The organism is Acinetobacter sp. SAAs474 (assembly GCF_032823475.1).
Lineage (GTDB): Bacteria > Pseudomonadota > Gammaproteobacteria > Pseudomonadales > Moraxellaceae > Acinetobacter.
On the sequence record NZ_CP127915.1, the window covers coordinates 271,869 to 293,403 of the forward strand.

General features: G+C 37.5%; 18 protein-coding genes, 1 pseudogene and 1 riboswitch. Of the genes and pseudogenes, 9 read left to right on the forward strand and 10 right to left on the reverse strand.

All coding sequences use genetic code 11. From position 1 onward, the window contains the following. Nucleotides 1–2: 2 nt before the first annotated feature. On the reverse strand, nucleotides 3–800 hold the full coding sequence (gene trpA / locus QSG86_RS02320) for a tryptophan synthase subunit alpha (RefSeq protein WP_317030027.1): 798 nt from the start codon (nucleotides 798–800) through the stop codon (nucleotides 3–5). A gap of 361 nt (nucleotides 801–1,161) precedes the next feature. Here trpA and QSG86_RS02325 point away from each other — a divergent pair, with 361 nt between their 5' ends. Together QSG86_RS02325 and QSG86_RS02330 are read left to right on the forward strand one after the other, a co-directional pair. Continuing rightward, nucleotides 1,162–2,505: a Na+/H+ antiporter NhaC family protein gene (locus tag QSG86_RS02325; protein WP_317030028.1), complete on the forward strand. Its 1,344-nt coding sequence runs from the start codon at nucleotides 1,162–1,164 to the stop codon at nucleotides 2,503–2,505. A gap of 439 nt (nucleotides 2,506–2,944) precedes the next feature. Next, nucleotides 2,945–4,786: a DUF3413 domain-containing protein gene (locus QSG86_RS02330; protein ID WP_317030029.1), complete on the forward strand. Its 1,842-nt coding sequence runs from the start codon at nucleotides 2,945–2,947 to the stop codon at nucleotides 4,784–4,786. Between the two features lie 41 nt (nucleotides 4,787–4,827). On the opposite strand, the gene QSG86_RS02335 is transcribed toward QSG86_RS02330, so the two are convergent. The 4 genes from QSG86_RS02335 to QSG86_RS02350 form a co-directional block, all read right to left on the reverse strand. Then, complete coding sequence (locus QSG86_RS02335; RefSeq protein WP_317030030.1) at nucleotides 4,828–5,814, reverse strand: DUF2804 family protein; 987 nt, start codon at nucleotides 5,812–5,814, stop codon at nucleotides 4,828–4,830. A 141-nt stretch (nucleotides 5,815–5,955) separates the two neighbouring features. Next, a complete protein-coding gene (locus QSG86_RS02340) occupies nucleotides 5,956–6,468 on the reverse strand; it encodes a DUF1543 domain-containing protein (RefSeq protein ID WP_317030031.1) in 513 nt (170 codons plus the stop codon). A gap of 219 nt (nucleotides 6,469–6,687) precedes the next feature. After that, a complete protein-coding gene (gene trpB, locus QSG86_RS02345; RefSeq protein WP_317030032.1) occupies nucleotides 6,688–7,932 on the reverse strand; it encodes a tryptophan synthase subunit beta in 1,245 nt (414 codons plus the stop codon). Next, entirely contained in the window at nucleotides 7,904–8,557 is a 654-nt protein-coding gene (locus QSG86_RS02350; RefSeq protein ID WP_317030033.1) for a phosphoribosylanthranilate isomerase, read from the reverse strand. Before QSG86_RS02350 ends, trpB begins: the two co-directional genes overlap by 29 nt. A gap of 142 nt (nucleotides 8,558–8,699) precedes the next feature. Next, nucleotides 8,700–8,903, forward strand: a riboswitch (cobalamin riboswitch). Between the two features lie 38 nt (nucleotides 8,904–8,941). Here QSG86_RS02350 and QSG86_RS02355 point away from each other — a divergent pair. From QSG86_RS02355 to QSG86_RS02375, 5 genes are all read left to right on the forward strand, one after another. Beyond that, entirely contained in the window at nucleotides 8,942–10,792 is a 1,851-nt protein-coding gene (locus tag QSG86_RS02355; RefSeq protein ID WP_317030034.1) for a TonB-dependent receptor plug domain-containing protein, read from the forward strand. 78 nt (nucleotides 10,793–10,870) lie between these two features. Then, nucleotides 10,871–11,449, forward strand: coding sequence for a cob(I)yrinic acid a,c-diamide adenosyltransferase (locus tag QSG86_RS02360; protein ID WP_317030035.1), 579 nt, complete (start codon nucleotides 10,871–10,873; stop codon nucleotides 11,447–11,449). Nucleotides 11,450–11,488: 39 nt separating this feature from the next. Beyond that, nucleotides 11,489–12,229, forward strand: a complete 741-nt coding sequence (locus QSG86_RS02365) for a glycerophosphodiester phosphodiesterase (RefSeq protein ID WP_317030036.1) — start codon at nucleotides 11,489–11,491, stop codon at nucleotides 12,227–12,229. A gap of 235 nt (nucleotides 12,230–12,464) precedes the next feature. Next, nucleotides 12,465–13,631: an acyl-CoA desaturase gene (locus QSG86_RS02370; RefSeq protein ID WP_317030037.1), complete on the forward strand. Its 1,167-nt coding sequence runs from the start codon at nucleotides 12,465–12,467 to the stop codon at nucleotides 13,629–13,631. A 170-nt stretch (nucleotides 13,632–13,801) separates the two neighbouring features. Next, the gene (locus QSG86_RS02375) at nucleotides 13,802–15,247 is read left to right on the forward strand and encodes a protein adenylyltransferase SelO (protein WP_317030038.1); all 1,446 of its coding nucleotides are present in this window, start codon (nucleotides 13,802–13,804) and stop codon (nucleotides 15,245–15,247) included. A gap of 69 nt (nucleotides 15,248–15,316) precedes the next feature. Here QSG86_RS02375 and QSG86_RS02380 read toward each other — a convergent pair whose 3' ends face one another. Further along, nucleotides 15,317–16,006, reverse strand: a complete 690-nt coding sequence (locus tag QSG86_RS02380) for a response regulator transcription factor (RefSeq protein WP_317030039.1) — start codon at nucleotides 16,004–16,006, stop codon at nucleotides 15,317–15,319. Then, entirely contained in the window at nucleotides 16,003–17,607 is a 1,605-nt protein-coding gene (baeS, locus tag QSG86_RS02385; RefSeq protein ID WP_410487508.1) for a sensor histidine kinase efflux regulator BaeS, read from the reverse strand. The genes QSG86_RS02380 and baeS overlap by 4 nt, the downstream gene beginning before the upstream one ends. Before the next feature lie 194 nt (nucleotides 17,608–17,801). Here baeS and QSG86_RS02390 point away from each other — a divergent pair, with 194 nt between their 5' ends. After that, nucleotides 17,802–18,404: a hypothetical protein gene (locus QSG86_RS02390; RefSeq protein WP_317030041.1), complete on the forward strand. Its 603-nt coding sequence runs from the start codon at nucleotides 17,802–17,804 to the stop codon at nucleotides 18,402–18,404. Between the two features lie 408 nt (nucleotides 18,405–18,812). On the opposite strand, the gene QSG86_RS02395 is transcribed toward QSG86_RS02390, so the two are convergent. The 3 genes and pseudogenes from QSG86_RS02395 to QSG86_RS02405 form a co-directional block, all read right to left on the reverse strand. After that, nucleotides 18,813–19,451, reverse strand: a complete 639-nt coding sequence (locus tag QSG86_RS02395; protein ID WP_317030042.1) for an IS6 family transposase — start codon at nucleotides 19,449–19,451, stop codon at nucleotides 18,813–18,815. An 82-nt stretch (nucleotides 19,452–19,533) separates the two neighbouring features. Next, on the reverse strand, nucleotides 19,534–19,749 hold the full coding sequence (locus QSG86_RS02400) for a DDE-type integrase/transposase/recombinase (RefSeq protein ID WP_317032641.1): 216 nt from the start codon (nucleotides 19,747–19,749) through the stop codon (nucleotides 19,534–19,536). Continuing rightward, a pseudogene (locus QSG86_RS02405) lies at nucleotides 19,741–20,223 on the reverse strand (integrase); the annotation flags it as partial. The pseudogene QSG86_RS02405 and the gene QSG86_RS02400, both read right to left, overlap by 9 nt. Before the next feature lie 231 nt (nucleotides 20,224–20,454). Between QSG86_RS02405 and dusA the strand changes: the two are divergent. Next, complete coding sequence (gene dusA, locus QSG86_RS02410; RefSeq protein ID WP_410487438.1) at nucleotides 20,455–21,480, forward strand: tRNA dihydrouridine(20/20a) synthase DusA; 1,026 nt, start codon at nucleotides 20,455–20,457, stop codon at nucleotides 21,478–21,480. Nucleotides 21,481–21,535 lie beyond the last annotated feature (55 nt).

Here is a 21,535-nt window from a genome sequence, read left to right on the forward strand (position 1 = left end):
ACTCATTCATCGAGCGCAGCTCGAAGCTCCTTAACTTTATTAATCGTTTCAATCACAGCTTGTTCTGGAGCAAAATTTGCAAATTGTTTAACAAAGGCACTTCCGACAATTACTGCATCGGCAACATTAGCCATTGCTTTTGCTGATGCCGCATCATGAATACCAAAGCCCACTCCAACGGGAATATCCGTATATTGTTTAATTTTCTGGATTCGTGATGCTGCTTCAGATACATCTAAAGTAGCCGCACCCGTAACCCCTTTCAAGGAAACATAGTAAATAAATCCGCTGGCTTGCTTAACCACATGTTGAATACGTTCATCTGTTGAAGTAGGTGCTAACAAGAAAATCTGATCCATACTATATTTTTCAAGTACTTCAGCTAATTTTTCTGCTTCCTCTGGTGGTAAATCTACCAACAGTACACCATCAACACCACATTCATGTGCATAAGCCACAAATTTTTCATAACCAATCACTTCCACAGGATTTAAATATCCCATTAAAACAACAGGTGTTACATGATCATTTTGACGAAACTCTTTTACCATATTTAAGGCGTCTAGCGTATTCGTTCCACCAGCAATAGCCCGCTCTGCTGCAAGCGCAATCACAGGACCATCAGCCATTGGATCTGAGAAAGGTAAACCTAACTCAATGACATCTACCCCAGCATCAACCATTTGATGTAACAACGGTACTGTTACCTCTGGATGAGGGTCACCTGCCATAACATAAGAAACAAGCGCCTTACGCTGTTGAGATTTAATGTGTTCAAATCGTGTGGCTAAACGTGACATAGGGTTGTATTTTCCTTGAATTAATAAAACGGAGGCGTTGCGATTGTATAAATACAAGATATCGCATTGTAACGCTATTTTTTATCCATTGAATAGAGCCCAATACATGGAAGTCTCATTTCCTTTACAAATCATTTTTTTCAGAACAACCCAAAAGGTACATTTACTAATATTTACGTTTTTTTAACAATGATCAAAGATGCCTATTTTTAGCTTTTATAATAATATTAAGTAGTTATATAAATTTAGCTTTATTTAAAAAAAATCATAAAAATAAAAACCTTAGCCCTTATCATTTAAATTAACTTTAATTGCAAAACCTGCATTATACTAAAGACATTTTTTACTTTTTCATCTCCCTATGATCACCAACACCTCGGCAAATATGCAATCAAGAGCAATTGCATTATTGCCTCTTATTGTTTTTCTAGCGGTATTTTTAGGCAGTGGTATCTATCATTCCTATCTCGGAACAGCATTTGCCTTTTATCAAATAAAAGCACCCGTCGCAGCATTACCAGCGATTATTGTTGCTGTTTTACTCTATCGAGGCAAACTTAATAGTGCCATTGATAGTTTCTTAAAAGGTGCTAGCCATCCTAATCTGATTCTAATGTTTATGGTATTTATGCTGGCTGGCGCATTTGCCAGTACCAGTACGGCCATTGGTAGTGTCGAGGCGACTGTACAGCTTGGACTCTCCATTATTCCCGCTGAATTTGTATTGCCCATGCTATTTTTAATTTCAGCATTTATTGCCACAGCAATGGGTACATCGATGGGTACCATTGCTGCCTGTGCGCCTATTGCTTTTGGTTTTTCACAAGCCACCAATCTTGAAGTGATCTATACCATTGGTGCAGTCGTTGGTGGCGCGATGTTTGGTGATAATCTCTCCATGATTTCTGATACCACCATCGCAGCAACCAATAGTCAAAAAGTACAGTTACGCGATAAATTCAAAATCAATATCTGGATTGCTTTACCCGCATCGATCATTACTTTAATCATCTACTTTATGGTCAGTCATGGGTCACATGATATTGAATATAAAACATATAACCCATGGTTAATTCTGCCGTATATTGCTGTGTTTATCTTGGCCTTTACACGTCTACATGTCTTAGCTGTGCTATTAATCGGTGTAATTCTTTCAGGTCTTATGGGATTAAGTCAAACACAGGCATTTGGTATCTTACAACTGAATAATGCTATTTATGATGGCTTTACAGGCATGTTTGAAGTTGCTTTGCTATCGATGTTTCTGGGTGGTTTATCCTATATGATGCAGCAAGAAGGTGGATTAAATTGGCTAATCCAGCGTATCTATCAATTAACCCATTTATTCAATGTAGGGCGGCAACGTGCAGGTGAAATAGGAATTTGCTTTTTGGTTGTTTTTGCAAATCTATTTGTGGCCAATAATACCGTTGCGATTATTTTATCTGGAGATATGGCCTATGAAGTGACCAAGGAATATGGCGTAGATCCAAAACGTGCTGCTGCATTACTGGATATTTTTTCCTGTGTCGTTCAAGGGCTTATTCCCTATGGTGCACAGCTTTTACTGGCCTGTTCTATTGCAAAAATATCACCCGTAGAATTAATAGGCAGTATCTATTATTGTTGGGTATTGGCAATCTTTGCTATTTTGGCGATTATTTTACGCTTTCCCCATAGTCAATCACGCGTAACATCGACCTAGCTAAAAACATTATTGATCTAAAGTTAAAAAACGATCTTTACCAATCGTTTTTTAACTTGATGTTTAAATCCGTTACATCGAAATATATACTGTTTTAGGTGATCTTTTGTAGAAAATCACATGTTTTTGATGAGCAACGGTAGCAATAGCACATATATCATGGCGGGTTTAATCGTGTTGTATGTTTATATGAATAGATTTCTCAATCGTACAATAATCAATCATACAAGCCTAATCTACTGTGCAAGCAGATATTATTTGTCAAATTACCTAATATCAAAAATTATAAGCAAATGATCATAAAACATAGCACCGGACAGAAAATGCAGCGTATATTATTGGCATTTATATCATGCTAGTTTTGTTTGCGATATATCCATCACAGTTAAGCAACCATTATTGATCTTAGTCTAATTTTGCTTTAAAAGCGAATCCACTTATGCACTTCACCACCAAGTTACGTATTCATCTTTATTTCATCATTATTAATGCATGTATTGCCATGCTATTGGCCTGTCGTTATTTCTTTTATTTACCTGAACTACCAACAGATTTTTTAGGATTAAGTTTCTTAGTCTCTAGTGTTATTTCACATATGGCATTATTGACATTATTACTTGGCGTAATTTTAATTCCATTTTTGTTACTTCCCTTTCGCCTTAATCAAATTATTCAAGCCACTGCCGCATCATTAGCACTTATTGTATTATTTATAGATACGATTGTTTTTGCGCAATATCGTTTTCATATCAGCCTGATTATGCTGAAACTGGTCATGTCAGGTCAGGTGGTCAGTTTTGGTCTTATGACTTGGTTCATGACTATTGGCGCAGTTGTCGTGGTTTGGTTAGGCCAGTTTTTTTTATTGAACTGGCTCAATCGAAAATATACTTGTTGTCGTGACTGGAAAATAGGCAAAAAGTTTAGCGTATTAATCATCATCACCACACTCATCTCCCATAGTATTCATGTATGGGCTGTGGCCAATGTCTATCAACCTGTAATGATCACTAAAAAATATTTACCGTTATTTTATCCAACAACAGCCAATAGTCTGATGGAAAAATACGGCTGGGTCGATAAGGCAGCACTAGAAAAACAAAAGGCGATGTCTTTAAGCACTCAAAGTGACCTGAACTATCCTTTACAGCCTTTACAAACTGTTGCGATTAAACAGCCCATGAATATTGTTTTTATTGTCATTGATTCATGGCGTGCAGATACTTTTAATGCTGAAGTATCACCCAATATGTGGAATTTTGCACAATCAGGTAAAATTTTTAATAACCATCTTTCTACTGGTAATGCAACACGTACGGGTATTTTTGGGCTATTTTATGGGATTCCGGGTACATATTGGCATGCTATGTTAAGTAATCAACAAAGCCCTGTGTTGATTGATCGTTTACAAGCCTTAAATTATGACTTAGGGATTTTTGCAGCAGCAAAACTGACCAATCCTGAATTTGATCAAACTGTATTTGTCAATGTTCCACATTTACGTATTAACTCTACAGGCAATAGCTCATCTGAATTAGATCAAAACTTAACCAAAGACTGGTTGCACTGGTTTAATCATCGAGATAAATCAAAACCTTATTTTTCGTTTTTATTTTATGATTCACCACATGGTTATGATTTTCCAAAAGATTACCCACATCGTTATGAGCCAATGATTGATGAGGTCAATTATTTAAAACTAAATAATGATACTGATCCTCGTTTAATGATGAATCGCTATAAAACTAGTGTGCATTTTGTCGATAGTCAAATCAAAATCATTTTAGATCAATTAAAAAAATCTGGTGATTTAGATCATACCGTCATTATTATTACGGGGGATCATGGTCAAGAAGTGAATGATAATAAAAATAATTTTTGGGGACATAACAGTAACTATACTGACCCGCAAATCAAAGTTCCCTTTGCTATGATTGTGCCGAATATTCAAGACACACAATTGATGAAATGGGATAGTCATGCATATACCAGCCATCAAGATATTGTACCTACTCTCATGAAAAATTATTTAGGAGTAAGCAATGATATTAAAGATTATTCTGTGGGAGAAAATTTATTAGGTACACCGCTAAAACGAGACTGGTTATTGGCATCTAACTATAGTAGCTATGCGATTATCTCAGCGAATTCCATTTTAGATGTAGGTGTTGTTGGCCAATATGATATTTTAGATAAACATAATCGTCCAATTAAAAATCAACAACCTAATCCACAACAATTACGTGCAGCACTTGCACAAATTAGTCGCTTTAATAAATAAGCTTCATCGACGCTGCCGTATGGGTTAATCAACACATACGGCTAGTCACTCATATATTGCTCAAATACACCATATTCATCAAGTAAAATAATTTCTTGTCCCTGATGATAAATAATGCCGGTAATTTTGACTTGTGATTGATTAAATTGATGTTTAGAAAAACGTAAATTCTGTGGATCTAAACGATGCCAATCTATTTTTAAGCTTAAGCTAAAACTCTGATCATCCGCATAAATCTGCCAGACATTATCACTTTCCTGAACAAAAATCACCTGTGCCAACGCATAACATTGCGAGTTAATCCAAAGACAGTTTTGATTATAATAATCATCACGATATGACACTAAATTGAGCCCAATACGATGATGATATTGATTCCAGAAACTGCATGATAGTCCATAAATAGGTTGCTGATCATGATAAAAACCACAACTATCATTTAAGGTAGCCAAACTACGGGCATTAAACTCAATACGCTGATGCTGTTTATTATAGAAAAAACCTTCACAATTTAATGCCATTAATTTTTGTGTATAGAACCACCCTTGCATATTTACAGGACGACATATACTTAAGACCTGTGTTGCTGCACAAAAAATACGTGCAGAAAATTTAATTTCACCCATTTTAATCAATTGAATATATCGAACACCATTGGCATGTTCTATTTGTAATTGATAGGGATATTTTTGAAAATAACTTTGATTAAATAGAGGCTGTTCATCTAAAAATGTTTTACGTGAAAGAAGGCTGGTCGCATTCCAATGTACAATTTGTTTATTTTTATGATTATAAATATAAAAAAAGCTTTGTCCAAACCATGCCATATTAGTAATAGCTAAACCAATACTATAATATTGATGTTGAATAAAACAAAATTTAAATTTTTTATAATGTAAGCGTTTACGCCAACCCGTCAACACCTCACCATGTGCATTGATATACTGATAACGATCAATATCTATGCTTTTAGGGACAACATCGAAATGTCCGTAATCTGGTTGACCATTTTGCTGTATTAAATCCATTTATACATTTCCATGTTGAGTCGCATATACGCGCAAAATCAAATCAAATCAAATCAAATCAAATCAAATCAAATCATAGCTATAATCTGATCTAAGCAAAATAGCTAATATCACGCTATCCCCCCAGATCCCACACCAAAATCAAGCAATGGTAATATAGGTATTGGCCCAGCTATTTTCTAAAAAATGATCTTGCACTAATTGCACATAACAACCATTCACCTGATCAATTGCAATACAATCATCAACATCTAATACTCGATCTGTATGTGGCTTGGACCAATTTGATGCCATCTGCTGTTTGCCATATTGTTTTGCAGCCGCGGCATTTGGTGCAACAACAAAGATATAGCGATGTAACTCACCAAATTGCTGTGCATCATAGCCACCTAAATTGATTAGCCATAATTTTTGTTGCTGTACGATTGGTGGTTTGTCAGTTAACTGAATACGATAAGACTGCCCTGCAAACTCAATACCATTAATCTTTGCCCAAGCATCAATATGCAAGCCCTTTTGCTCACCAAACCATGCCTGTCTTAATTGTGCAAAGCTGGCTTCTAAACAGTCAGCGACTACGATAACCACATCATGAACTTCAATATTTGCCCGAGCATGACGCCCACCTAACATGACTAAAAATAAGCTTGACATCAGCACTCTCCACAACAATGATCGTTATCATACGCATGGATGACTTAAATGTCGCCTAAATTGTCATCGCCATACAGCAATACCGTTTTCCTACTGCTGTTTTAAATCAAAATAACCTACTATTTATAGAAAAAAAACGTGATGTATAAGATTCATCACGTTGTTTAAATTTGTCGAGACAGACATTTACCATACACTCAAATCAAGTGTAATATTTCACTACATCTCAACCATTTCTACACCATCAATACGTGCAACCGTCATTAAATCTTTATCACCACGACCAGAAACAGTGGCAATAATAATTTGATCTTTTGCCATGGTTGGCGCTAACTTGGTGACATAAGCCATCGCATGAGAACTTTCTAATGCAGGAATAATCCCTTCAATTTGCGTTAAATCACGGAAGCCCTGTAAAGCCTCTTGATCATTGATTGGCACATAATTGACACGGTGCATATCTTTTAAGAAGCTATGTTCTGGGCCGACACCAGGATAATCAAGACCTGCAGAAATAGAATGTGTTTCAATAATCTGTCCCTGTGCATCTGACATTAAATAGGTACGATTACCATGTAATACGCCAACATGCCCTGCATTTAAAGGTGCCGAATGACGACCCGTTTCAATACCATCTCCAGCTGCTTCTACCCCATACATTTGCACATCTTGGTCATTTAAAAATGGATAAAACAAGCCCATCGCATTTGAACCACCACCCACACATGCCACTAAAGCATCGGGTAAACGCCCAGCTTGCTCTTGAATCTGACGACGTGCTTCACGGCCAATAATTGACTGGAAATCACGAACCAATTGCGGATAAGGATGTGGACCAGCAACCGTACCAATCACATAATAGGTACTATCAACATTGGTCACCCAATCACGCATCGCCTCATTCATGGCATCTTTTAACGTTTTAGAGCCACTTTCTACTGGAACAACGGTTGCCCCCAACAAACGCATACGATATACATTCATCGCCTGACGCTTGACATCTTCAGCACCCATAAAGACAACACATTCAAGACCTAGACGTGCAGCAATCGTTGCGGTTGCTACACCATGCTGTCCTGCTCCCGTTTCAGCAATAATACGTTTCTTGCCAGATAGTTTCGCTAACAATGCTTGACCAATCGTATTATTAATTTTATGTGAACCGGTATGGTTTAGATCTTCACGTTTTAAATAAATTTGTGCACCACCCAACTCTTTTGACCATCGCTCTGCATAATACAAAGGACTTGGACGTCCGACATAAAATGCTAAATCGCGGTCGAATTCTGCCAAAAACTGCGAATCATTCTTCATACGGAAATAGAGTTTTTCTAAATCCTCTAAAGCTGCCATCAACGTTTCTGACACAAAACGTCCGCCATGGATACCAAAATGCCCACGTTCATCTGGGTATTGGGTATAGTCAATCACTGTATTAGCGTGATTCGTACTTTGCTGATCCACGTTGGACTCCTTGCATAAATTGTTCAATGAGTTGTTGGTCTTTGATACCTTTTGCGGATTCTACGCCTCCGCTGACATCGAGCGCATAGGCCTCAGTCGTCTTGATAGCGTCTTCAATATTTTCAGGCTTTAAGCCACCAGCCAGAATTAAAGGAATATCAATTTTTGGAAACTTAGTCCAGTCAAAACGATGTCCTGTTCCACCTTTTAGCTCAGGATGCCAAGCATCCAATAATACGGCACTTGCACCCGCTTGTTGATATTTTTTTATTGTATCTAATAGATCCATATCTGCTTTGACTTGAATTGCTTTATACCAACGGCGCTGTAGCTGTTTACCCAACATATGGCATTGTTCAGGTGTCTCATCACCATGGAACTGCAAAATATCCAAGGGAACTGTATGTAAAATTTCAGCAATCTCTGTCAGCGAGGCATTTACAAATAAACCAACACTTTGTACATAGGGCGGTAAATGCTGCAACAGGCGCTGTGCTTGTTGTGGTGTTACACTACGTGGACTAGGAGGATAAAATACTAAACCAATTGCATCTGCACCCGACTGTACGACAGCATGAAGGTCTTGAATGCGTGTGATACCACATATTTTTACACGAGTTCGCATAATTTCTGCTCTGTGATCATCGATGAGATGAGGTTGTTTAAAACATTTAGCATCATCATTGTAATGCAATTCCTCGCCGTTGCGTAAAGTTCCATAACAAAATTACCCGATACAATTGTGTGATTGACATACAGCTCGTATACTGCGCGCAAATGCAATAAGTTCATGCCATAACAGCTTAGGGAAGTTGGTGTAAATCCAACACTGCCCCCGCAACGGTAAAATGAAAAACTGATCTTTATAAATCTTAAGATTTACGCCACTGCAAATATTGTGGGAAGGCGGATCAGTAAGTCGTTTAGATTACATTTAAGTCCGGATACCTGCTTATTGTGCCTTTAAACTCAATCATTTACGGGGGGTAAATGAATGGAGCATAATGTAATGTCTATATATTTCCAACCTACCACCTTAGTCAGTGCTTTGGCGATTGCTATGGGGCTTTCTAGCAACGCACTTGCCAATAGTGACTCTCAAAATAATTTAAATGAAATTAAACATTTAGATACATTAGTGATTACCGCTTCACGTTTTGAAGAAAATCTTGCAGATGTTCCAGCACGTTTAACAGTGATTGATCAAAAAACTATTGAAAAAAATCCAATTCTAAATTTATCCGATATTATCAAGCATGATCCTTCTGTTTATATTAAACAAAGTGGAGGTATGGGACAAACAAGTGAAATTGGTCTGCGTGGAACTAAAGCAGTACATACTTTAGTTTTACAAGATGGGGCACGCTTAAATAGCCAAAATAATTATGGTCCTTTATATCCATCGTTTTTAGATACAACCAATATTCAGCAAATTGAAATATTAAAAGGACCAGCTTCAGTACAGTATGGTAGTGATGCCGTTGCAGGTGTCATTCAGCTTATTTCGAAGAAACCTGTTAAATCAGGTGCTCAATTTACTGGTATATATGGTGAAAATAATACTTATAAAACAATCATTAATGCTGATTATGTCGCTAAAAATGGTTTTTATGCTCAAATTGGGGGCCAACGCCTCGAAAGTGATGGAACTCGTATTTTTGAAAACCAACCTACCAGTGAAAAAGCAAGTTACGATCAAAAAGGCTATCATGCCAAAGTGGGTTATCTAGAAGAAAATAAAATAGATGCATCAGCTGCTATTAGTGAAAATAAAGGTACAAATATTTTTAGTAATAATTATATTAATAATACAGCACAACGTAACTTTGTTAATCGTGTAATTAACGCTAAAGTTAATTACAACATTCTAGAAAATATTATTTTAGGTACACATTTTTCCAATACACAAGATAAACAAGATGTCCCATCCCATGGTTCTCAATACAATACCGAAAATAACCAAAGTGATATCAATCTTCTTTGGAAATTTACACCAAATCAAAATCTTCTTGCCGGTGTAACTTATTTAGACTCTAAATATCAATCCAATACCATTAAAAATAACAACCAACACATCAATAGCACAGGCTATTATTTACAACATCAATTTCATGATGAGTTTTTTGATACACAATTAGGCATACGCTTAGAAGATAATCAGCAATTTGGCACACATACAGTTGGACAAGGTGCAATCCGTTATCACTTACAACCTAATGCCAGTATTTATGCAAATATTGGAACGGCCTTTCGTGCTCCAACACTCAATGAACTATATTCGCAATGGGGCGGAAATACTGATTTAAAAGCAGAAAAAAGTACATCTTATGAACTTGGTTTTGATTACGCAATTACACCAAATTTAACGACGAATCTATCCATTTATCAAACTCAAATTAAAAATTTAATTAACTATATTATACGATTAGAAAATATCGAAAAAGCAGAATTTACTGGTGGTGAAGCCATCATAAAATGGCAGCAAGATGATCTATTTTTATCTACAAGCTATGCTTATGTAAAAGCGATAGATGAACAGACACATCTTGATATCGTTTATCGTCCACGTCAAAGCTTAACCTTAACCACTGGATTAGAAAATGAAAGCTATGGTTTAAGTGCTTCCTTGATTACACATGGCAAAGCATATGCAGATCTTGCAAATAGTGTAAAGGTACCTGGTTATACCACTATTGATATCAATGCTTATTGGAATATTAATCCAAATGTTAAACTGTTTACCAATATTCAAAACATTGGTGACGTTAACTATAAAACAGAATACAAAAATTTTAGCCCTACGACTTGGTATATCAATGGTGGCCGTCTTGCATCTGTTGGTATTACGCTAAAATATTAATATATAGTTAAACCCCACCAAGGATAATGCCGATTCAGGTATTATCCTTTTTTAATGCGACTTGTAAAAGGATAAATCATGGGACACCGTTTAAGTAAAATTTATACCCGTACTGGAGATTCAGGTACCACAGGGCTCGGTGATGGTTCACGTGTTGCTAAAGATGATTTACGCATTCAGGCATTAGGAGATGTCGATGAACTGAATGCAGCAATTGGTGTACTACGTGCACATATTGCCCTCAGTCAAATTGAGCATAAAAATGATTGGGATCAATCACTCAGCTTAATTCAGCATTGGTTATTTGACTTAGGTGGCGAAGTTTGTATTCCACACTTTAGCTTGGTACAACCTGTAGCAATTGAATACTTGGAGCGGGAGATTGATCGACTCAATGAAAATTTACCGATGCTCAAGGATTTTATTCTACCGTCTGGAACGTTAATCTGTAGCTTTGCCCATCAGGCACGTGCGATCTGTCGACGCGCAGAGCGTAGCTTAATGAGTGTACAAGCACGTGACCAAAATATTCAGGCACCATCTTTACAACTCTTAAACCGCTTATCAGACTGGTTATTTGTTGCTTCACGTGCATTACAGTATGCTGAAGGTGGTACAGAAGTGCTGTGGCAAAAAAATATTAATGACACAATTTAAGCGTATACTTAAAGTTTAAGTTACTTTAGATGCTTGACTATGCAAATTATTGGTCATCGTGGTGCCCGTGGAGAAGCCCCTGAAAATACACTCGGTGGATTTCACTATCTGAGAAATTTAGGTGTTGGTGCAGTTGAGTTTGATGTCAGACAATTGTGTGATCGACAGCTGGTGGTGATACATGATGATCAATTACAGCGAACAACTGGGCAGCATCAGCAATTATACGCATGTACCTATCCTGAGCTACAACCATATAATCAAGCACAGTTATGGCCCAACTGGGCGCCATTCGAACCGACACCACTGTTATCGGATACACTGAGCGTGATTGAAAATTTTCAACATATTGAGGTGGAAATTAAGGCTGTTGACACTTGGCATGATGCAGAACAACTGGTGACGGTATTACACCAACAGCTGAAAGGCTTTGAACAAAATGCTGTAATTACCAGCTTTGATCATAAAATCCTACAGGTATTAATGCAGTGTGACTCGCCCTTTCAACGAGGATTATTGGTTGAGGATGACTTAAAATTTAAGGCAATAGATCAGGCACTGGCGTTAAATTGCTGTCAAATTGGCTGGAAAGACAGTTTAGCAACGGATGCGATCATTAATGCCACACAACAGGCAAACTTAGCCATCAGTGTCTGGACAGTGAATAATCTACAACGTGCTCAACAGCTACATGACTTAGGCATTCAGGGGCTGATTACGGATTATCCACAGCGCATGTTATCCTACTTTAGTACTAGATTAACACCACATCAATCATAACGCATCTTCGGTTATTGACCCGAAATATCGTTGTTCTCCCTATTTAGAGCAAAGTACTTCGATAAAATCAATCAAATATAAATATTATTTTGACATGTTTTGCAACAAGACAACTGTACAATAATGTTAATGACAGCCTATTGAAACATGCTAAGATGTTAAAAATTAATCCTATGATTTTTAGCCTCTAATTCCATTTTATACCTCCCCCAAGGTTCTAGGAGTACTGCTGGAGATGACCGCTCCCCTACCCAAAGCCCCAATGAATTGGGTCGCCATTTTTGCATTGGTTTTCTTACCAATTGTCGCTGTAATTGCCATTCCATTATATGCCTACCATCATGATTTTAGTCTTGCAGCTTGGCTAAGCATGTTGATACTGCTTGGTGTGAGTAGTTTAGGAATTACTGCAGGTTATCATCGTCTTTGGGCACATAGAGCGTATGAAGCCACGCTGCCTTTAAAGATTATCTTAATGATTATGGGGACCTTTGCAGTACAAAACAGTATCTTATTTTGGGGGTCAGGACATCGTACCCATCACCGCCATGTTGATGACGTAGAAAAAGACCCCTACTCAATTAACAACGGTTTTTGGTATGCACATATGGGCTGGATGCTACGCAACTATCCTGCTGCTGAACCTAATTTTAAAAATGCACCGGATTTATTAAATGATAAAGTGGTGATGTTCCAGCATAAATACTATATACCTCTAGTCATTGTTGTACATGCTGGTATTTTATTACCAATTGGTTGGGCTGTCGGTGATCTGGCAGGTGTCTTGCTCTTAGGTGGATTAATGCGTTTAATTTTAAGCCATCATGTCACCTTCTTTATTAATTCATTATGTCATATGTGGGGTAAGCGTCCATATACTGATGAAAATACCGCACGAGACAATTTTTGGCTCGCCATTGCAACTTGGGGTGAGGGCTATCATAACTATCATCATATTTTCCAATATGATTATCGTAATGGTGTGAAATGGTGGCAATATGATCCAACAAAATGGCTCATTTGGTCATGCTCAAAACTTGGTTTAGCTAAAAATTTACGTCGTATCCCAAGCTTTAATATTAAAAAAGCAGAGTTAGCGATGAAGTTTAAATATGCTCAGCAAGATTTAGCCATTTATGGATTAAATGTATCTGAAGATATTGGTAATGTTAAAAGCAAAATATCGCAAGAATATGAGGCATTTACACAGACACTCAATGATTGGGCAAATTTAAAAGAGCAAGAAATTCAAGCTAAGCGTGCATCTGTTGCTGAAAGAATTCACCAAATTGATGATAAGTTAAAAGTTGAGTTCCAACTGGTCGAACAACGTTTATCGCATCATCGTGAAACATTAAATATTTTATTACGTAATGTAAAAAAAGCCTCTGTTTCTGAATAAAAAGCGCAACAACAATGCTGTAAATGATGCCAATCAGTGCTGATGCTGATTGGCATTTTTTATGCCTTGATGATTGTAAATTACTCGATCTTGGCTAAATGAATTCTCACTCATACAAAATAACATAACTTTGTTATAGTAATTGGCAATACTTTTAGGGTTTTGCCATCATGCAATTCAATCCACGCTATGCAACACTGAGTCCAAAACTCTATCATCATCAAGACCCAAAACCTTTACTTGATGCCAAAGCTGGACACTTTAATCTCGAGTTAGCCAATACATTACAATGGTCAGATGAGGATAAACAGCAATGGGTTGAAATTTGTAGTGGACAAAAAACCTTTGCAGCATTTCAACCATTGGCCATGGTATATGCAGGTCATCAATTTGGCCAATGGGCTGGGCAACTCGGTGATGGTCGCGGCTTACTGATTGGACAAATTTTAGATCAAAATCAAAACACCATTGACTTACATTTAAAAGGTGCTGGACTGACACCATATTCACGTATGGGAGATGGTCGCGCTGTACTACGTTCTGTTATTCGTGAATATCTGGCAGGACATGCCCTCAATGCATTAAATGTTCCTTCCAGTAATGCTGTTGGCTTTACCTCGTCCAACCAAGGGATACAGCGTGAAAAGCTTGAACCTGGTGCAATGTTGCTACGAACATCAGATTGTCATATTCGCTTAGGTCATTTTGAATGGATCAATCAGTATCAACCAGACCTGCTGGCTGATTTTACTCAAAAATGTATTGAATGGCATTATCCAGAATGTTTAGACAGCCCACAGCCAATATTGGCTTTCGCCACACAAGTCATTCAGCGTACAGCCATCATGATTTCACACTGGCAACTGGTTGGTTTTGCACATGGTGTAATGAATACTGACAATCTTAATATTACTGGTTCAACTTTAGACTTTGGACCTTATGGTTTCTTAGAACGTTTTCGTCCAAACTGGATCAACAATCATTCAGATCATCAAGGACGTTATACCTATCAACAACAACCGAGTATCGCGCATTGGAACTTATGGATGTGGTTGAATAATTTGGTAGCACTTTGTCCTCAAGAGATTGAGAAAGCCCAGTGGAAAGAGCAATTAGCTGAATGTTTAGAACATTTTGAAACGACTTTTTTGGCACATTATCAACAAGGCCTCGCGAAAAAAATGGGCTTACCTGACTTCCATCAAGATAGTTTTGACTGTGCCATGAAATTTTTACATATTTTACAAAGTGAACAATTAGATTACAGCCAGAGTTTTATTCATTTGCAAAATAAAGATTATGAATATATTCAAGACCAATGTTTAGATCGTCGCCAGTTTGAAAGCTTTTTACACCAGTATCAAAATATACGTCAGCATCAAGATTTAGCAGCCTTGGATCAAATCATGCAAGCCGCAAATCCACGTTATATTTTACGTAATCATATGGCTCAAAAAGCCATTGAACTGGCTGAACGCAATGATTTTTCAGAAGTTGAGCGTTTATTTACCTTACTGAGCCAGCCTTTTAGTGCTCAACCTGATATTGAACAAAGTACAGATATTGCCCCATTGGCCCATGATCAGCCAGAAATCATGGTCAGTTGTTCCTCATAAGCAACATATGCGCAGTTTATACAACTGATGCTATTGAGGCATTAAACTGGGGGAATAATACACTCACGATCACGAGCGTTCAGGATATTCGAAACGATATCCGACACCATATACGGCCTGAACCCATTCATGACGATTCCCCGTTTCAGCCACATCAGAAATTTTACGGCGTAGGTTTTTAATGTGGCTATCAATCACACGGTCGGCCACATCAAAACTTGCAGGATTAATATGATCAAGTAATTGTGCCCGCGAATATACTTGCCCAACATGCTCCAAAAAGAGTTCTAATAAGCGATATTCTGTGAGAGTTAAATTAAGTGCTTTTTGTTTATACCAGATACGTTGCTGTGCTGGATCAATACGGAATAAATCTTGTGTTTCTGGTTCAGCTTTACGCTCTAAACGACGCAAAACGGCTTGTACACGCGCCACGAGTTCTTTAGGACTAAAAGGTTTACAGACATAGTCATCTGCTCCCATATTGAGCCCGAGTACACGATCAATTTCTTCAGTACGTGCTGTCACCATAATAATAGGAAGATCAGATTGTTCACGGACTTTACGACAAATCGTTAAACCATCCATACGTGGCAGCATCAGATCCAAAATCATCAAACTCGGTTTGCGTTGTATAAAACTTTGATAGGCATCCTGACCATCATGAAACATAGTGACTTCAAAACCTGCAGCTTCAAGATAATCGCGAACCAATTGTGCCAGTTCAACTTCATCTTCGACCAACATAATATGTTTCATTCATATTTTCCTTTTAATGTTTTCAATAACTTTGGAAAGACTAATTTACAACGTAGACCACCAAGCGGAGAATGCTCAAAAGTTAATTGACCACCCAATGCTTCAGCAATCTTAACCGACAATGCTAATCCAAGCCCTGTTCCACCTGTTGCACGTGTACGAGAATCATCTACGCGATAAAAACGTTGACCTAAATTGGCTAACTGTTCATCACTGACACCCAGTGGACTATCATCCACATACAGGCTCCAATCTGTCTCTGTTTGCGCTGTATGCACATGGATCTGTCCACCTGTTTCAGTATAGCGGATACTATTACTCAATAAGTTCACAATGATTTGCTTAAATCGATCACAATCAAGTTGTAATTCGCTATCAGAACCTGTCGCCAGAACAGTTAAATGTGCACGTTCAAATTGAGGTTTAAAGTTTTCCAGCTCTTGCTCAACCACCTGCCATGGAGAGACTATCGTAAAATAACATTTCAATTGCATTGCTTCAGCTTGTGCCAAATCAGCTAGATCTTGGGTTAATTTTTTTAAACTGGTCACTTGACGCAACATCGCATCAAAATGCTCTGGAACAGGTTTACGTATACCATCCTGCATAGCCTCAATTTGGGCTTGTAATACGGCAAGTGGTGTTTTTAACTCGTGTGATGTATCCGCGACCCATTGACGACGAGAGGCTTCATGCTGATCTAAAATCACCGCCAATTGATTAAGTTCATTTGATAAATCACCTAATTCATCATTACGATTCACTTTAACCTGATAACTATAATTACCTTTAGTTAACTCACGAGTACCATTTAATAAACGTTGAATAGGTTGTTTAAAGTAAGTGGCTAATAATAAAGCCACAATTAAACTGGCTAAAATAGTCAGCCCATAAACCAAAATCAAATAACGCTTCTGATTACTAAAAAAATTAATACTCAATGCATCATCTTGATTTAAAACTGGTTTTAATCCTAAATACCCCACAACTTCGCCATTCACCTTAATCGGTCGATAAGACATTTGTTGTTGAGAAGGCTCTCCCACAATAAATTGATGATTGACATCATACAATGATAAACGTGAACTCAAACCCAAACGATCTGGAATGGCAAAATTCTGCTTTTTATTCAGTTCCTCTGCTGTGGGCTGGCCATTTTTTTTCTCTGTTCTAAATAAATTTTTATTGGAGCTTAAAGGAAATTTTAAACCTTCAAAAGGTTGATATTCAGAAGGTAAATTGCGACGAATCAGTTCTAATTCAACTTCATCAAGTACAGAACCATCATTGGCTTTCGTTAAATTTTGGACTCTTAAACCAGAATGTTCTTCAAAATAGCGCTGTTGCAAAGCAATATCATATTGTCGTCTAAGCCACCAATGTGACAATCGATCATAGTCATCAGGTGCTGCATCTCCCTCAATTTGCAAAATTTGAGCTTGAATTGCATTTCCCCAATCGTCATACACTGCATACACATCTGCTAAATTATTAATCAAATGATTTAGCTTTTGCATTTCAACATCAGCAACATACTGTGAAAAGTTTTTTTGCATCGCCCAATGTAAAACGCCCAAACTCATGGTGGTAATCATCAACATGGTCAGCAATACAGTCAAAAATAAGCGTAATGCAATGGGAATTCTAAAATTGCTCAAATCAACGCTCTACAGTTGTTCAACGATGGGGTCTATATTGTAACGAACATAGCCTTAAAAAACTCTCCATTGTTTCTTCATCATTATTATCTATTCTTTAAGCATAACAAATACATTTATTTATAGAGGCATATCTCATGCGTTTAACTCAAATTGCAGTGATCGGTGCAAGTCTTATCACGTTAACTGCACTTACAGCATGCCAGTCGACCAATACAACAGCAAATAGCCAACATCATAAGCGAATGCATCAAGATCAATATGGTGATAAGTTTGATAAAGAATCACGTGATCCTATGAAAAAAATGCATGGTATGCAACGCGAAGCCATGAAGCAAATGCGTACAGCATGTGATGCTAAAGCGCCAGGAACTGCATTACAAATCAAAATCAATGATCAAACCATTGAAGGTACATGTCAGATGAGATTCACAGCAGATCGTCAAGAAATGAAGAAAATGCTCGATCAATCTGGCCCTCGCCCTGCTTATATGATGAGAGGACATAATGCTGAACCACTCACTGATGCACAGCGCGCAGAATTAACCAAACAATTTGATCAACGCCTTGCACTACGCCAAGCAAAACAAAATGCCATTGCACAAGCATGCCAAGGTAAAGCCAATGGTACTGCAACACAAATCATCTTAGGTGAGCAAACCATTCAAGGTAAATGTGAAGTCCGTTTCCAACCTAAACCACCGACAATCAATCCACAAATGCCAGTTAAAGGCGCATAATTTTGAATATTTAAGCATGCGTTTTTAAGCAATTTAAAATGCCCTATTTGATCTGATCGCGATCAATCGATTGGCTATCATAGGGCATTCATAATGATCAATACCTATTTTAATGCTTTAAATAAATATTGATCGATATCTATAGCTTCTGTCACATTAAAGAATTGACATCGAAATAATGAAAGAAGCCCTGCCGTTATCTAAATTTTGGATGCAATATCCCTAGAGTATTTTGAAATTCTTTTGATCTGTTGAATTGCTTTTTTCGGATCATATGTATTCACTCAATCCCTAATCAAATAATCTGAGCAGATCTAAATGATTTAAATCCTAACATCAGTCGGACTCTTTTTTTGGTTTTGTCGCATTAAGGAATTCAAGTCAATTAGATGTAGCTAGCTGCTAGTTTTAGCTAACCAATTGATACAATGATCCTCTGGAATCGTTTGATCCCATAAAATTAAATTGTCCTTTTCTTATCATATGCATTAGCTCTATCCCAGATAAAATAATCTGAGCAGATCTGAATGATTTGAAACCCAGCATTGCCCTGACTCTTTTTTTTATAAATCGATGATCTTGTTCAATCCGATTATTCATATATTTATTTTGTCGAATTGTAATAGTCTTATACCGAGTAAACCCAGAATTAAAGCTTTCGATCGCTTTCTTATTTGCACTACTTTTATCGATCATCACTTTAATTGGACAGGCATGGTTGCTAATCGCATTTTTAAAAAACCTACGTGCAGCCTGCATATCCCGATATTTTGTCAGTAAGAAGTCTACGGTTTTTCCTGTTGAATCAATGGCTCGGTACAAGTAATACCACTTCCCTTTAATTTTGATATAGGTTTCATCAATATGCCAAAATTGATGTACTGGTTTTTTGTATTTAAGGGAAATTTTATTGAAAATGGGTGTAATTTTGAGAATCCAACGATGTACCGTTGAATGATCTACCTGAACTCCACGTTCTGCCATCATTTCTTCTAAATTACCTAAGCTGAGTGAATAAGCCAAATACCATCTTACACATTGAGCCATTACATCGGTTGGATAATGTAATCATTTAAATGCGTTGGCAATCGACATATTCAGCTCCTATAAAATTCAAATAATAGCTGATCTAACCCTTAATGCGACAAAACCAAATAATCTGAGCAGATCTGAATGATTTGAAACCCAGCATTGCCCTGATTCTTTTTTTTATAAATCGATGATCTTGTTCAATCCGATTATTCATATATTTATTTTGTCGAACTGTAATAGTCTTATACCGAGTAAACCCAGAATTAAAGCTTTCGATCGCTTTCTTATTGGCACTACTTTTAAATGCAATCAATTCATCCGTTGAAAGAAGTCGATCTCTTTTTTGACTAGAGGATATTTGGCGTGTTTTTCTTAACTGAGCCGTAGCCTTATCAAAACCATTTAAATCAATATCTATTTCCCACATAACAGCTGCATGTGAAAGCACACCACGGATATGTAAAAGCTCATGTTGTTGTGTGCTAGTCGCAATAGGCTCAAGTTTCAGATGAGGCACCCCCACCTTCCTTAAAGCAACATGTTCAGCCAAATGTACTGATTTTATTTTTGTGATAATATTGCGCGCAATTGGTAGCTTCTTAATTAAGAGCAGAGAATAGCGTTTCGTTCTTTCGTACTCGCTCCCTACTTCATCCAAATATTTATCTATGGCATCTGCTAAGATCAGATCAATCAGCTTTTTTATGCCAAGCAAAATATTCGGATTTTCTTGAATTTCGACTTCTCATTTCTAAATCCAGTTTTCAGCTAACCTCTTTAAGTAAAATATTTCTACTTTCTAAAGAAAATCGAAAAAACCTTTCTCATCATCCGAATCCTCATATCATGCTTTACTGAATTAAGGCGACCTCGCCTTGCTGAAATCTACACGCCAATAGATATCCCCCTATACAGGCTTAATGATGTAAAATTGGCCGTCAATATACATCCATACATCTATTTGGATAGACACAGATTTATGCAGATTGCGAAATATAGATTAAAGGTATGATTTTTAATGACGCTTAACACAACCATTGAAACCCCTCAATCTCCACGAATCAGTGTGGCCCCGATGATGGACTGGACCACCAAAGATTATCGTTTTTTTGCCCGTTTATTTAATCCCAATATTATTCTATATACGGAAATGGTCACCACTGGTGCAATTCTATTTGGCGATCAAAAACGTCATCTTGATTATAATCATGAAGAGCACCCCATCGTACTACAGCTCGGTGGCTCAAATCCAAAAGATCTGGCTATGTGTAGTAAAATGGCACAAGACTGGGGCTATAACGAAGTCAACCTTAATGTTGGCTGCCCAAGTGATCGGGTTCAAAATAATAAAATTGGTGCATGCCTGATGGCAGAGCCAGATCTGGTTGCCGAATGTATTGCAGCAATGCAAAATGCAGTAGATATTCCTGTGAGCATCAAGCATCGTATTGGTATTGATCAGATGGATTCCTATCAAGAGATGCTGGATTTTGTCGATACTGTAGCGAAAACAGGCTGTAAAAACTTTATTGTTCATGCACGTATTGCCTTGCTACAAGGATTATCTCCTAAAGAAAACCGTGAAGTCCCACCGCTACGCTATGCAGATGTGTATCGTTTAAAACAAGATCGCCCACATTTATGTATTGAAATCAATGGTGGTATTAAAAGTTTGGCTGAAACGCAAACACATTTAGCACATGTGGATGGTGTTATGATTGGCCGTGAAGCTTATCATAATCCCTATCTACTGGCTGAACTCGGACAGTTATGGCACATAGAAGCTCCCAATCGCTTTGAGATTATGGAGCAAATGTTGCCGTATATCGCCAAACGTATGCAAGAAGGTGCACCACTGTCTATTTTGACACGACATATTCTCGGGTTATTCCAGAATCTTCCGGGAGCGCGTAAATGGCGTCAAGCACTTAGTGGCGGTAATGCAAAAACTTTTGCCGATGTTGAAGCGGCCATACACAATATTAAAGAGGCGATGCAGCGTACTGAAGATTATCTTCGAGATCATCAAACACTCCATCCATAACCTATGGTATGGGTATCGATCATGATTCAAAATCAATGATGGATACCCAAACCAT

Bases quoted from the DNA above. Each gene is read 5' to 3' on its own strand.
- trpA (WP_317030027.1), bottom strand. From the start codon at position 800: ATGTCACGTTTAGCCACACGATTTGAACACATTAAATCTCAACAGCGT.
- QSG86_RS02325 (WP_317030028.1), top strand. From the start codon at position 1,162: ATGATCACCAACACCTCGGCAAATATGCAATCAAGAGCAATTGCATTA.
- QSG86_RS02330 (WP_317030029.1), top strand. From the start codon at position 2,945: ATGCACTTCACCACCAAGTTACGTATTCATCTTTATTTCATCATTATT.
- QSG86_RS02335 (WP_317030030.1), bottom strand. From the start codon at position 5,814: ATGGATTTAATACAGCAAAATGGTCAACCAGATTACGGACATTTCGAT.
- QSG86_RS02340 (WP_317030031.1), bottom strand. From the start codon at position 6,468: ATGTCAAGCTTATTTTTAGTCATGTTAGGTGGGCGTCATGCTCGGGCA.
- QSG86_RS02350 (WP_317030033.1), bottom strand. From the start codon at position 8,557: ATGCGAACTCGTGTAAAAATATGTGGTATCACACGCATTCAAGACCTT.
- QSG86_RS02355 (WP_317030034.1), top strand. From the start codon at position 8,942: ATGTCTATATATTTCCAACCTACCACCTTAGTCAGTGCTTTGGCGATT.
- QSG86_RS02360 (WP_317030035.1), top strand. From the start codon at position 10,871: ATGGGACACCGTTTAAGTAAAATTTATACCCGTACTGGAGATTCAGGT.
- QSG86_RS02365 (WP_317030036.1), top strand. From the start codon at position 11,489: ATGCAAATTATTGGTCATCGTGGTGCCCGTGGAGAAGCCCCTGAAAAT.
- QSG86_RS02370 (WP_317030037.1), top strand. From the start codon at position 12,465: ATGACCGCTCCCCTACCCAAAGCCCCAATGAATTGGGTCGCCATTTTT.
- QSG86_RS02375 (WP_317030038.1), top strand. From the start codon at position 13,802: ATGCAATTCAATCCACGCTATGCAACACTGAGTCCAAAACTCTATCAT.
- QSG86_RS02380 (WP_317030039.1), bottom strand. From the start codon at position 16,006: ATGAAACATATTATGTTGGTCGAAGATGAAGTTGAACTGGCACAATTG.
- baeS (WP_410487508.1), bottom strand. From the start codon at position 17,607: ATGTTGATGATTACCACCATGAGTTTGGGCGTTTTACATTGGGCGATG.
- QSG86_RS02390 (WP_317030041.1), top strand. From the start codon at position 17,802: ATGCGTTTAACTCAAATTGCAGTGATCGGTGCAAGTCTTATCACGTTA.
- QSG86_RS02395 (WP_317030042.1), bottom strand. From the start codon at position 19,451: ATGGCTCAATGTGTAAGATGGTATTTGGCTTATTCACTCAGCTTAGGT.
- dusA (WP_410487438.1), top strand. From the start codon at position 20,455: ATGACGCTTAACACAACCATTGAAACCCCTCAATCTCCACGAATCAGT.